A 13935-nucleotide genomic window follows, 5' to 3' on the forward strand; every position below is an offset into this window, starting at 1 on the left:
ACAACCTCTCTTTCAATACCTTTTTGTTCTTGGGATAAAACTTTCCCGAACAATCAATCGCGCAGGATAAGTCAAAATGATTGGTTCGTCCCGTATACCGTCAATTCGCTCTAATGCCATTCGAACAGCTGCTTGCCCAATTGATTTCGCATTGATTTGAACACTGGTCAAGCCAGGGGAGAGGTTTGCGATTGTCTCGATATTATCAAAGCTTGCTACAACAATCTCTTCTCCAATTTGGATATTTTTTTGTTTCAATGCCCGATAGACACCGATTGCCATTGGATCGCTCCCGACAAGAATGGCAGTAGGAAGAGGGGATTCATTTTCTAATAGATCAGTCGCAAGTACCTCACCTTGTTTTTCAGTCCAGCCACCTAGACGATAAGACATATATTTTTCTAAGTGATGATCGATCATAAAATGCTGATAGGCACGCATCCTCTTTTCGTTTATAGAAATCTGCTTCCCACCGAATTCATCCATATCGACTTTATATCCCCCGATATAGGCTATTCTTCTATGGCCATTTTCTAAGAACAATTCCAGTACGGTTTTAGTCATCCGTTCAAGATCTGCATACACCATATCGACCTCTTGCTGGATGTCAGGGTTATCCACGACGACTATTTGCATGTTTTGTTTTAACAAGGCGGTAATCGATTCTTTCGTAACAGTCCCAACAACGATCACCGCACCTAACTGATCTAGATCTTCCCATTGTTTAGGATTATCAGATAGATTATAGATTCGATTCATCCCTAAATGCAGACGTCGAGCCTCTTCTTCCATCCCTACTCGCAAATGTTTGTAATAGATATCCTGTTCTTCGCTAGCTTTGCCGATCGTAGAGATCACACCAATCGAAGGCATTCTCTTTTTGATATATTTACGAGTACTGATATCATAATCCAACGCAGCAGCTGCCTCTATTATCCGTTGCCGAGTAGCCTGAGCCACATGGATCGTCTGATCGTTATTCAACACGCGGGAAACTGTAGCAGGGGAGACATTTGCCTTTCGTGCGACATCTCTAATTCCAACCATTTTTACACACTCCTCAAAAAAATAAAAAATTTCTATTGACAAAATTGTTTAGTAAACAGTATACAGGAATTATAAAAAAAGTAAACGGTTTCCGTTTTGATGGGAGTGAAATGATGGATATTACGCATAGAAAAACAGAAAAAAATTTCATCTTATTTGATGAAAAGAGCCGAGTCTTCCATTTACGAAATACATTTCTTTCTTATCTGATAAAGATAGAAGAGAGCAATGTATTGGCGCATATTTATTTTGGCAAACCAGTCAAGCAGTACAAAGACAATAAAAATTATCCCCGAAGAGATCGTGGATTTTCAGGAAATGTTCCCTTAAATCCTGACCGGTCTCTGTCGAAAGATACACTACCGCAAGAATACTCTTCTCATGGCAGCATGGACTTTCGAACGCCCGCATCGATCATTCAGCGCAAGAATGGGTCAGACTTACTGGATCTGAGATATGACAGCCATTATATTACAGATGGGAAGCCAGAGATCGAAGGCTTGCCTCAAACTTATGTGCTAGACAAGTCAGAGGCACAAACGTTGGTGATTTCACTCAAGGATAGAGAAACAGCGATTTATTTCGATTTGTTCTATACCATATTTAGTGATAGAGCAGTGATTACACGATCTGTAAAGATAAGAAATGAAACCGGAGAAACAATCAAACTAGAAAAAGCAGCTAGTTTCCAGCTAGACTTTGCCCATACTAGGCGATTTGATGAAGTCATTGCTTTGCCAGGAGCACATGTCAATGAAAGACAGATTTCACGGCAATCTCTTTTATCTGGAACAAAAGTATTTGAAAGCCGTCGAGGAACGAGCAGTCACCATATGAATAACTTTATTGCTTTAGTTCATCATCATACGACAGAAAATACTGGAGAAGCGATCGGACTTCAATTTGTATATTCCGGCAACCATTCTTTCGAACTTGAAAAAGATCAGATCAATCAATTCAGAGTCGTCGGTGGGATCAACAGCCATCGTTTTTCGTGGGAATTGAATGCAAATCAGTCTTTTCAAACACCTGAAATGATCCTTTCTTACTCAAGTCAGGGATTGAACAAAATGAGTCAGATCCACCATGAGTTGCTACGTGAAAGAATCGCAAGAGGTCGTCATCAATTTGCTGAACGGCCGATTCTTGTCAATAACTGGGAAGCCACTTACTTTGACTTCAATAGTGAAAAAATCAAGGCGATCATTGATGAAGCAAAGGAGCTAGGCATCGAAATGTTCGTATTAGATGATGGCTGGTTTGGAAAAAGAGATGCGGACAATTCTTCATTAGGAGACTGGTTCGAGTATGAAGGCAAGTTGACAAATGGATTACGTGAAATAGCAGATTATTCTCATAGCAAAGGATTGAAATTTGGTTTATGGTTTGAACCAGAAATGATCTCCATTGATTCTGAACTGTATCGAACACATCCTGATTTTCTTATGCAGGAGCCAGGTAGAATGCCTTCTGCTTCCAGATCACAACATGTACTGGATTTTACAAGGTTAGATGTTCGGCAGACGATTGAGAAACAAATGAGAAAGATTTTAGACACGATTCCTCTTGACTACATCAAATGGGATATGAACCGTTCGCTTTCAGAGGTCTATTCGATTACCCTTGACCCACAGAGACAAGGAGAAGTAGCGCATCGTTATATGCTCGGGCTTTATGAACTACTCGAACATTTGACAGCTGATTATCCGGAAATCTTATGGGAAGGCTGTTCTGGTGGAGGTGGGCGGTTTGATGCTGGTTTTATTTATTATATGCCGCAGTCATGGACAAGTGATAACACGGATGCAGTGGAGCGTATGAAAATCCAATATGGAACAAGTCTTGCTTATCCGATTTCGTCCATCACGGCTCATGTATCAGCTGTACCAAATCATCAGACTGGCAGATCTACTTCGTTGAAAACAAGAGGAGAAACAGCTATGAGCGCTGTTTTTGGTTATGAACTGGATTTGACAAAGCTGTCTCCTAAAGAAAAAAAGCAAGTCAAAGACCAAATTATATTCTATCAAACGATTCGTCCGGTGATTCAGTACGGCCATTATTATCGTTTGGCGAGTCCTTTTGAAGAAAATATTGCCGCATGGATGTTTGTGTCTCCTAAACAAGATGAAGCTATTGTGTTTTTAGGGAGGATACTAGCTTCAGCGCAACCAGTGTTCCATGAAGTATATCTGATGGGGTTAGATGATGAGGCACTTTATCAGGAACAGACCTCGAAGCGGATATTTTCGGGGGCCGAATTGATGACAGTCGGACTGTACTTCCCTGATTTTCAAGGTGATTTCCAAACAGAGCTGCTTCATTTCAAAAAGTTATGAGAGAGAAGGAAAAAAGTATGAAAGCAAATATAAAATGGTTAGATGATCCACAAGTTTTTAGAGTGAACCAATCAAATGCACATAGCGATCATGTTTGCTATGCAACAAGGGAAGAAGTAGAAACCACATCCTCCCTTAAACAGTCTTTAAATGGAACATGGCGTTTTTATTATTCGCCAAATCCTTCGGTACGTCCAAAAACATTTTATAAAAAAGATTTTGATGCCTGTTCTTTTGATGAAATCACTGTTCCTAGTCATATTGAATTAGCAAATTATGACAAGATCCATTACATCAATACGATGTATCCGTGGGAGGGACATGTATTTCGCCGTCCCCCTTTCACGACAAGCTCTGAGAAAGAGGCGGAAGGGATATTTTCAACTGCTAAAGACAATCCAGTGGGTTCGTATTTGACGACTTTTCGATTAGAAGAAGGTCTAAAGGGAAAACAAATCTCGATTCATTTTGCTGGTGTAGAACAAGCAATGTTCCTTTGGTTGAATGGTCATTTTATCGGGTATGCCGAAGATTCGTTCACTCCGTCTGAATTTGATTTAACACCTTATTTGGAAGAAGAAAATATTCTAGCTGTGGAGGTTTACAAAAGAAGTACAGCTGCATTCTTGGAAGATCAGGACTTTTTCCGATTTTTTGGGATCTTTAGAGATGTCTTCTTAGTTGCTCGAGGACAAAACCATTTAGAAGATCTTTGGATCAAACCTCGCTTAGATGACAAATGTCAAAATGGCAAACTTGAAGTAGATTTGTCTTTTGAGCAAGTAGCCCAAAACAGTCAGCTGAATGTAGCGATACTAGATCCTGAGGGGAAGGAAATCTATCAACAGCAATATCCGTTAAAAGAGCAAATGACGATTCGGATAGATGGATTTGAAAACGTGGCACTGTGGGGGCATTTTCAGCCCAATTTATATAAGCTTGAATTGGAGACGATAGACGAAGAAAAAAGAGTAACAGAATATATTGACTATTCCTTCGGTTTTCGTAAAATCGAAATCAAAGATAAAATCATCTACTTCAATGGAAAACGGATGATCATCAACGGGGTAAATCGACATGAGTGGCATCCAAAAAAAGGACGCGCCATCACTATAGAAGATATGGAAAAAGATTTGGCTATCATAAAAAATGCAAAGATCAACGGCGTACGGACATCTCATTACCCCAACCAGATCACTTGGTATTATTTATGCGACCAAGCAGGCATCCATGTGATGGCGGAAACGAACCTCGAATCCCACGGCTCATGGCAAAAAATGGGTGCATTTGAGCCTTCTTACAACGTGCCAGGTGCAGTACCTCAGTGGCAAGCCGCTGTTCTTGATCGGGCAAAAACGAATTTCGAAACATTAAAAAACCATCCAAGCATTCTTTTTTGGTCTCTTGGAAATGAATCCTATGCGGAAGAAAACATTCGACAAATGAACGATTACTTCAAAAAAGTAGACCCGGATCGACTCGTCCATTATGAAGGGAATTTTCCAAATCCAGCATTCGAAGATTCGATTTCAGATGTAAAAAGCTGCATGTATGCGCCACCAGAAGAGATCGTTGACTACCTTGAAAATAAAGCGGAAAAACCGTTCATCTTATGTGAATACATGCATGACATGGGGAATTCGTTAGGTGGAATGGATTCTTACATGACGTTGCTTGATCGTTATGAAATGTACCAAGGGGGCTATATATGGGATTTTAAAGATCAGGCGATCCAAGTGACTGATCCAATCACTGGTCGAGAAGTGATGCGCTATGGCGGTGACTTTGACGATAAACCAAGTGACTATGAATTCTCAGGGACTGGAATCGTTTTTGCAGATGGACAAGAAAAACCCGCCATGCAGGAGGTAAGATATTATTATGAAAAATACAGTAAATAAAAGTCATATGGAGACGGAAAAAGTTGCAATCGTCTTCGGCGACTGTACATTAGGTGTCAAATCGGGAAATACGCATTATATTTTTTCTTATACAAGAGGCGGACTGGAATCACTCAATAAAAACGGAAAAGAATGGCTATACCGGGAAACACTTCCAGTTTTTTGGCGGGCAACGACCGATAATGACAGAGGTAGCGGATTTGGATTTAAATCTGGTATGTGGTTAGGAGCCGGATTGTATCCAAAAGTCAAAGAAATAGAAGTACTGGTGGACAATAAAAAGATCGATTTGCCGATTGCTCCAGTAAATAATCAATATTCAAGTAATGAATACGCTGGAACGGTTGAAATCATTTTTACACTGGAAATCAACACAGTACCAAAAACACAAGTGACAATTTCCTACCAAATCGCTGGAGAGGGTAAAATGCTTGTTAAGATGCATTATGATGGACAAAAAGGGTTGCCGGAATTACCAGCATTGGGTATAAGGTTCATTATGCCAACAAAAGCAAAATTCTTTGAGTATGAAGGTTTATCAGGGGAAACATATCCGGATCGGCTGGCTGGTGGTATCGAAGGTATTTATAAAGTGGAAGGACTCCCTATCCCTCCATACCTTGTTCCCCAAGAATGCGGTATGCATATGGAAACGAAATGGGTAGAACTAACAAGAAATCAAACATTGGATAATACGGACAACGATCAAGAAGACTTTTCGTTGCGATTTGAACAGCAGGATACGCCATTTGCTTTTTCCGCTTTACCATTCAAAGCAGAAGAACTGGAACAGGCGACACATATAGAAGAACTACCGCCAGAAAGACGAACGGTTCTTACGATTTTTGCAAAAGTAAGAGGAGTCGGGGGTATCAATAGCTGGGGAGCGGATGTTGAGTCACCTTACCGCATCAGCGGCGAAGAGGACCATGAAATCAGTTTTATTATCCAGTAGCGATCTTTAGATTATTATTTGAAAAACGGAGTGTACAAGACAAAGCTGCTTTATTCTATATGTCATGAACAAGGGAGTAAAAGAGTCTCAGAGTCTTTTGTTCATGACTGTTTTCTTCAATAAAACCAATTGTTATTTTTCTGAAAAACAAAGTTAACTATCAGAAAATTAAAAAAAGTTTCACAAAAATGATTGACAGTCGATTTTTTTATGTCTATACTAGGTACAATTCTTACATCAGTTTGGAGCGATTTTTTATGAAATCTAGAAAACTTACAAAACTGAATACGTATTACTTTAGCTATTTTAGATAGGTTTGTATTCATGACTTCGTGGGTACAAACAAACCAAGTTTGTATCTATGATGGCTAAAGATTTTTAAACACGACTTACAGCCACGTAGAGAAATTCATCTATAGTGGCTATTTTATATTTTTGCAGCGCTTTTTAAGGCTCGTTGAAGATGTTCACTGTAGAGGCAATTTCCTACAGGGACATCTTTTTTTGTTGATTATCCGAGTCATAAGTAGGAAAGAAGGAGCGAAAATGAGAACAACAGGACACGGTCGTTTAGTAGGGATTTATGTAAAACCACCTTGAAAAAGTAAAGAAAATCAGCCAAGATAGATAAGTAAACAAAAGAAAGCGGGAAAAACAATGATAGTAATTATGAAAAAAGAAGCAACGGAAGAACAAGTAAAAAAAGTCGTCGATCATATCGAAAAAGAAGGATTCAAAGTCTCAATCGATCAAGGAACAGAACGAGTAGTGATTGGACTAAAAGGTGATACGCGAAGTTTACAAGAAGGAGCATTTACACGCTACGAAGGAGTAGAAAATGCTGTGCGTATTTTAAACACATACAAATTGACTTCTCGAGAATTCCATCCTGGCAATACAGTCGTGGATGTAGACGGAGTAAAAATTGGTGACGGTAGTTTCGTGACGATGGCTGGTCCTTGTTCTATCGAAGGATTAGACCAAATCAGAGAATGTGCGCGAATGGCCAAAGCCGGGGGTGCAAAAATTCTGCGAGGTGGTGCCTTCAAACCACGTACTTCTCCATATGCTTTCCAAGGCTTAGAAGAAGAAGGATTGAAATACATCCGTCAAGCGGCTGATGAATTTGGAATGAAAGTGATTACTGAAGTGATGGATGAAGGGCATATCGACATGGTGGCTGAGTACAGCGATATCCTACAGATTGGCGCACGTAATATGCAAAATTTCAAACTGCTATCTGCTGTCGGTAAAACAGGTAAACCTGTTGGATTGAAACGTGGGATTTCTGGTACGATCAATGAATGGCTTAATGCTGCAGAATACATTGCAGTCGAAGACAAATCTCCTGTCATTTTTATCGAACGTGGGATTCGGACTTACGAGACAGCTACACGTAATACGTTTGATTTAAGTGCTGTCCCATTGATGAAAAAATTAACTCATTTCCCTGTGATCGTTGATCCAAGTCATGGTACAGGTATTTGGGATCTTGTACCACCAATGGCCCGTGCGGGTGTGGCAAGCGGAGCAGATGGCATGATCGTAGAGATCCATCCTGATCCTGCAAATGCTTGGTCAGACGGTCCCCAATCGTTGAATGAAAAGACTTACTCACGCATGATGAAAGAAGTGACGATCATGAAAGAAGCAATGGAAAAGATTCAAACACTCGATTAATGCCAGCTTTTTAAAAGAAAGAAGTGAAACGAATGCTTACTGTACATGTTGATAACCAGAAATACGATATTCATATTGAAGAAGGTGCACTAGAACAGGCTGGATCATGGCTTCAAACGATTTGGAAGCCTCAAAAAGTAGCTGTGATCACTGATACCAACGTTGCTCCACTGTATGCGGAAAAAATCATGTTCCAATTGAGACAAGCTGATTTTGAACCAGTCCTTTCAATCGTACCGGCGGGTGAGACCAGTAAATCTTTGGAACAAGCAGCTGAGTTATACGATTTTTTGGCAGATAATGATTTTACCCGTAGCGATGGAATACTTGCACTTGGTGGAGGAATGGTGGGTGATCTAGCCGCATTCGTGGCCTCGACGTTCATGCGTGGGATCCATTTCGTTCAACTTCCGACTACGCTACTTGCACAAGTAGATTCTAGTATCGGCGGGAAGACAGCAGTCAATACAAACAAAGCGAAGAACCTTGTCGGAACATTTAGCCAGCCAGATGGCGTATTGATTGATCCTGAGGTTCTAAAGACTTTGCCGGTACGTCGTTTACGAGAAGGGATCGCTGAAATCATCAAATCAGCAGCTATAGCAGATGCAATGCTTTGGCAACAGCTGAATGAGCTGAAAGACGAAAAAAATCTTTTGGAACATGCTGTTCCAATCATCACTGCTACGTTGAAAATCAAGCGAAAAGTAGTGGAAGAAGATGTCTTTGACCAAGGAAATCGACTTATTTTAAATTTTGGTCATACAATTGGCCATGCAATTGAAAATACAGCAGGATATGGGGTAGTCAGTCATGGAGAAGGAGTAGCTATTGGAATGGTAGCCATCACTTCTCATGCAGAAAAAATCGGCTTGTCTCCAACTGGATCGACAGCTGCATTAGAAAGGATACTCCAAAAATTCCACCTGCCGATTACTTACGATCTAAGTCATTCAGAGGGATTATTCCACGCGATAACCCATGATAAGAAAGCAAGAGGAAGCCAATTGAATATCATCTTACTAGAAAAGATTGGGCAAGCAAAAATCGTACCTGTTCCCACAGAGACATTCAAAGATTACTTAGGAGGACTGTAAGATGCGTTATATGACTGCGGGAGAATCCCATGGACCAGAATTAACAGCGATTATTGAAGGACTACCAGCAGGGTTACCTCTATCAGAAGAAGAAATCAATCACGAACTCGCTCGCAGACAAGCTGGTTACGGCAGAGGAGGAAGGATGAAGATCGAAAAAGACCGTGTTCGTATCACGTCTGGCATCCGTCACGGCAAAACAATTGGTTCACCTGTCACTTTAGTGGTAGAAAATAAAGATTGGAAAAATTGGACAACTGTCATGTCTGTAGCAGAAGTACCTGAAAAAGACCAATCACTGCGGCGAGTTGCACGTCCGCGTCCAGGACACGCGGATTTGGTAGGCGGTATGAAATACCATCATCGAGATCTTCGGAATGTGCTTGAACGGTCCTCTGCAAGAGAGACGACCATGCGTGTAGCAACCGGCGCAATTGCCAAGAAAATTCTGGAAGAACTTGACATCATCGTAGCCGGACACGTGATTTGTCTTGGTGGAATCCAAGCAGAAATACCTGAAAATATCTCCATTCAAGAAATCAAAGAAATTTCTGAAGCATCAGAAGTACGGGTTGTTGATTCAGCAGTCGAGCAAAGAATAAAAGAACTGATCGATCAGACAAAGAAAAATGGAGACACGATCGGAGGAATTGTAGAAGTGCTCGTTGGAGGCGTTCCAGCTGGATTAGGAAGCTATGTACAATGGGACACGAAGCTAGATGCCAAAATCGCGCAAGCTGTGGTTAGTATCAATGCCTTTAAAGGAGTAGAATTTGGGGTCGGATTCACTGCTGGATCATTACCAGGATCAGAAGTGATGGATGAGATCTTATGGGAAGAAGAACGAGGCTACTTCCGACGTAGCAATAATCTAGGCGGCTTCGAAGGCGGGATGACCAATGGCGAACCACTTATTATCCGCGGGGTCATGAAACCCATCCCTACATTGTACAAGCCACTTCAAAGTGTTGATATCGATACAAAAGCACCTTACAAAGCAAGTGTAGAACGTTCGGATAGTACAGCAGTTCCTGCAGCTAGCGTCGTTGCGGAAAATGTTGTAGCCACTGTAGTAGCGACAGAGCTATTGTCAAAATTCCCAAGTGATTCGCTTGTTGAGTTGAAAGCTGCAGTGAAGGAGTACCGTGACTACTTGAAACATTATTAAAGAGGGGGCAAATAAGATGGCACAACATGTTTTTATCGTGGGGCTTGGACTGATTGGTGCTTCTATGGCACTTTGTATTCGTCAGACCAATCCAGAACTGATAGTAGTTGGTTGGGATAGTCAGTCAAAAACCCGTGAGCAAGCAGTAGAACAGCAGATCGTTGATTACGTTGCAAATGATTTTGAAACAGGTGCAGAACAAGCAGACGTTATCTTATTAGCCGTTCCCGTCCGTACAACCTTAGCTTATCTTGATGTCCTTGAAAGAATCAACTTGTCTGATCACGTCATCATTACGGATGTCAGCAGTACGAAGCAGCAAGTCGTGACATCCGCTGAGCAGAAAAATCTTCGGTTTGTCGGTGGCCATCCAATGGCTGGTTCTCATAAATCAGGTATACAGGCAGCAGATGCTAAACTATTTGAAAATGCCTATTACATCTTTACACCTTTGGAAAAGACGAAAAAAGATGTTGAAAAACTGCAAGAACTATTTTGCGGAACCAAAGCAAAATATGTGATTCTTACAGCAGAAGAACATGACCGTATAACAGGAATGCTAAGTCATTTTCCACATATTCTGGCAGCTGGTTTAGTCAATCAGGCAGAACAATTCAATCAAGAATATCCGCGAGCCAAACAACTGGCAGCAGGAGGCTTTCGAGATATCACTAGGATTGCTTCCTCGGATCCTGTCATGTGGACAGATATTTTGTTGAGCAATAAGCAGATATTATTGGAACGATTGGCAGATTGGCAACAAGAAATGACACAAATAGCAGAATGGATCATGACTGAGAACCAATCGGAAATCTTTTCTTTTTTCAATCGGGCAAAAGAAAGTCGAGACCAGTTGCCTATCCATAAGCAAGGCGCGATTCCTGCCTTTTTTGATTTATTTATCGATGTGCCAGATGAGCCTGGCGTGATTGCAGAAGTAACTGGACTGATTGGAAAAGCGGGAGTTTCTTTGATCAATTTGAAGATCCAAGAGACGCGAGAAGATATTTTAGGGATACTGCAAATCAGTTTCAAAAATCAACAGGATTTGTTACAAGCAAAAAGAACCATTATATCTAATACCAGTTATCATTGCTGGATCAAATAGGAGGTTGGATAAATGCGATTATTACAACAAATACATGGTTTAAGAGGGACTGTTAGGATACCAGCAGATAAATCGATTTCTCATCGCAGCATCATGTTTGGAGCAATTGCTGAGGGAACGACGACTATACAAAATTTTTTGCGCGCAGAAGATTGTCTGAGTACTTTACATGCCTTCCAACAATTAGGTGTCGAAATCGAAGAAGAGGAAGAGGTGATCAAGATTCATGGTCGCGGTAGCCACTCCTTTGTCCCACCAACTGAACCCATCGACATGGGAAACTCCGGTACGACGAGTCGTTTATTGATGGGTATTTTGGCTGGACAGCCTTTTGCAACGACTCTGTTCGGTGATGCTTCGTTGTCTAAACGTCCAATGGGGCGAGTGATGGAGCCTTTACGCGAGATGGGTGCTGACTTGCAAGGAAAAGAAAATGATCAGTATCTACCAATCACTGTGACAGGAACCCGCTCTTTATCACCTATCCGATACAATATGCCTGTAGCTAGTGCACAGGTCAAATCAGCTTTGCTGTTTGCGGCACTACAAGCAGAAGGTACATCCGTAATCGTTGAGAAAGAACGTTCCCGTAACCATACGGAAGAAATGATTCGTCAATTTGGTGGAAGGATCACAGTGGAAGATAAAACAATCATGGTGACAGGACCGCAAAAATTAACCGGTCAGCAGATAACTGTTCCAGGTGATATTTCATCAGCTGCTTTCTTTCTAGCAGCAGGGCTTCTTGTTCCGGAAAGCCAGCTGTTGTTAAAAAATGTCGGGGTCAACCCAACAAGAACCGGTATCTTAGATGTGTTGGAGGAGATGGGCGCAGCGATTACCCAGACGAATCACAATAAACAGAACCAATCGGCTGATTTAAGTGTCAAGACGAGTCATTTGAAGAAAGCAACGATTGGTGGAGAAATCATTCCGCGTCTGATTGATGAACTGCCCATTCTAGCTTTAGTGGCTACTCAAGCAGAAGGAATCACGATCATTAAAGATGCAGAAGAATTAAAAGTAAAAGAAACCGACAGAATTGATGCGGTGGCAGAAGAATTGCGAAAAATGGGGGCAAAGATAAAAGCAACAGCAGATGGTTTGATCATCCATGGACCAACACCTCTGCATGGTGCAAAAGTTTCCAGCAGAGGCGATCATCGAATCGGGATGATGCTGCAAGTAGCTGCTTTGATAGCTGATGGACCTTGCGAACTAGAAGGAGCCGAAGCCGTTTCAATCTCTTATCCGGCATTTTTTGACGATTTAGCAGAACTTGTGTCAGGAGGAGAAGCTCATGGCTAGCATTTTGCTGATTGGTTTCATGGGCGCTGGAAAAACAACGATCGGTAAAGGGTTAGCTCAACGTTTACAAAAAGAGTATGTAGATTTAGATACAAAGATTGAGGAACATATCCAATTGTCGATTGCCGAATATTTTCACTATTACGGTGAAAACAGCTTTCGAAAAGTGGAGTCAAAGGTTTTAAGAAAGCTGTCAAATGAAGATAAAATTATCGCGACTGGTGGAGGAATCGTCCAATGTGCTGCCAATCGGCAATTTTTACAAACGCAGCCTATTGTTCTTTACTTAGAGGCAGAAGCAGATTGTCTAATCGATCGTATCCAACAAGATAAAACGTCTATTCGACCGTTAGCTCTTGGAAAAACAAGAGAAGAAATAAAAGCCTTATTGGCACAACGACTTTCCTGGTATGAAGAGAGTGCGACACATCGAATCAACACGACCAATCAAACACCAGAAAAGATCATCGATACCATTATAGAAAGGATCAAAAGCATATGAATGTCAGCTATCTAGGGCCAGAAAGTTCGTTCACTTATCAGGCGGCTTGCCAGCTATTTCCTACAGAACAATTGACTGCGTATGCTTCGATCCCTGCTTGTTTGCGCGCTTTGTTTCGCAAACAGGTCGATCTGGCTGTCGTTCCTGTAGAGAATTCATTGGAAGGATCTGTTCATCACACAATCGATCTTCTCTCCAAACATCCAGAAGTCGAAGTTAAAAGTGAAATCGTTCTTCCTATCAAGCAGCAGCTTTTAGGCAATGCAGCAACAAAGATTACAAAAATCCTTTCTCATCCCCAAGCACTAGCACAATCACAACAGTTTTTAGAAACGCATTATCCTAATGTTCCTTTAGTAGCAACAGAATCAACAACTGCTGCAGCAATGTATGTAGCAGAACATCCGAAAGAAGACGCAGCAGCGATTGCTTCATTAGAAACAGCACAGCATGTTGGATTGGAGATCTTAGCTGAGAATATCCAAGATAATGAGTTGAACCAGACACGTTTTTGGATCGTCGGTGACCGAAAGATGACTAGCCAGCAGCCAGCTCCAGTAAAGATGAGTGTCATCTTGACACTACCTGCTAATCGGCCAGGGATGCTTCATAAAATGCTGGCAGTTTTTGGCTGGCGGGAGATCAACTTAAGTAAGATTGAATCCCGACCATTGAAAACTAGCTTGGGAGAATATTTTTTCGTGATCGATTTGTTGTTGGACCGCCCAATGGCATTAGTAGAGAATGCGCTCCAAGAAATCAAGATGCTCGGAGGAAAAAGTCAAATATTGGGCTGTTATCCAGTATTGACAGTAGAATAGACGCGTAGA

Annotated in this window: 11 protein-coding genes; 10 read left to right on the plus strand and 1 reads right to left on the minus strand. The window is 41.3% G+C overall.

All coding sequences use genetic code 11. From position 1 onward, the window contains the following. Nucleotides 1-12: 12 nt before the first annotated feature. A complete protein-coding gene (locus A5816_RS04290) occupies nt 13-1047 on the minus strand; it encodes a LacI family DNA-binding transcriptional regulator (RefSeq protein ID WP_002400258.1) in 1035 nt (344 codons plus the stop codon). A 113-nt stretch (nt 1048-1160) separates the two neighbouring features. Between A5816_RS04290 and A5816_RS04295 the strand changes: the two genes are divergently transcribed. The 10 genes from A5816_RS04295 to pheA all read left to right on the plus strand — a co-directional run bounded on the left by A5816_RS04295 (nt 1161) and on the right by pheA (nt 13926). Continuing rightward, nucleotides 1161-3386 (plus strand): alpha-galactosidase, encoded by a 2226-nt coding sequence (locus tag A5816_RS04295; RefSeq protein WP_086310812.1) that lies wholly within the window; start codon nt 1161-1163, stop codon nt 3384-3386. A gap of 17 nt (nt 3387-3403) precedes the next feature. Then, the gene (locus A5816_RS04300) at nt 3404-5287 is read left to right on the plus strand and encodes a glycoside hydrolase family 2 TIM barrel-domain containing protein (protein WP_086310813.1); all 1884 of its coding nucleotides are present in this window, start codon (nt 3404-3406) and stop codon (nt 5285-5287) included. Further along, complete coding sequence (locus A5816_RS04305) at nt 5268-6242, plus strand: beta-galactosidase small subunit (RefSeq protein ID WP_002372879.1); 975 nt, start codon at nt 5268-5270, stop codon at nt 6240-6242. The genes A5816_RS04300 and A5816_RS04305 overlap by 20 nt, the downstream gene beginning before the upstream one ends. Nucleotides 6243-6899: 657 nt before the next feature. After that, the gene (gene aroF, locus A5816_RS04315; protein WP_002313693.1) at nt 6900-7922 is read left to right on the plus strand and encodes a 3-deoxy-7-phosphoheptulonate synthase; all 1023 of its coding nucleotides are present in this window, start codon (nt 6900-6902) and stop codon (nt 7920-7922) included. Nucleotides 7923-7954: 32 nt separating this feature from the next. Next, nucleotides 7955-9019: a 3-dehydroquinate synthase gene (aroB, locus tag A5816_RS04320; protein ID WP_002372877.1), complete on the plus strand. Its 1065-nt coding sequence runs from the start codon at nt 7955-7957 to the stop codon at nt 9017-9019. A 1-nt stretch (nt 9020) separates the two neighbouring features. Then, nucleotides 9021-10187, plus strand: a complete 1167-nt coding sequence (aroC, locus tag A5816_RS04325; protein WP_086310814.1) for a chorismate synthase — start codon at nt 9021-9023, stop codon at nt 10185-10187. Between the two features lie 16 nt (nt 10188-10203). Then, nucleotides 10204-11295 (plus strand): prephenate dehydrogenase, encoded by a 1092-nt coding sequence (locus A5816_RS04330; RefSeq protein WP_086310815.1) that lies wholly within the window; start codon nt 10204-10206, stop codon nt 11293-11295. A 12-nt stretch (nt 11296-11307) separates the two neighbouring features. Next, the gene (gene aroA, locus A5816_RS04335) at nt 11308-12603 is read left to right on the plus strand and encodes a 3-phosphoshikimate 1-carboxyvinyltransferase (RefSeq protein ID WP_086310816.1); all 1296 of its coding nucleotides are present in this window, start codon (nt 11308-11310) and stop codon (nt 12601-12603) included. Beyond that, nucleotides 12596-13105, plus strand: coding sequence for a shikimate kinase (locus A5816_RS04340; RefSeq protein ID WP_002329282.1), 510 nt, complete (start codon nt 12596-12598; stop codon nt 13103-13105). Before aroA ends, A5816_RS04340 begins: the two co-directional genes overlap by 8 nt. Continuing rightward, on the plus strand, nt 13102-13926 hold the full coding sequence (gene pheA / locus A5816_RS04345; protein WP_086310817.1) for a prephenate dehydratase: 825 nt from the start codon (nt 13102-13104) through the stop codon (nt 13924-13926). Before A5816_RS04340 ends, pheA begins: the two co-directional genes overlap by 4 nt. Nucleotides 13927-13935 lie beyond the last annotated feature (9 nt).

Source organism: Enterococcus sp. 3G1_DIV0629, from assembly GCF_002141285.1.
Classification (GTDB): Bacteria; Bacillota; Bacilli; order Lactobacillales; family Enterococcaceae; genus Enterococcus_B; species Enterococcus_B lactis.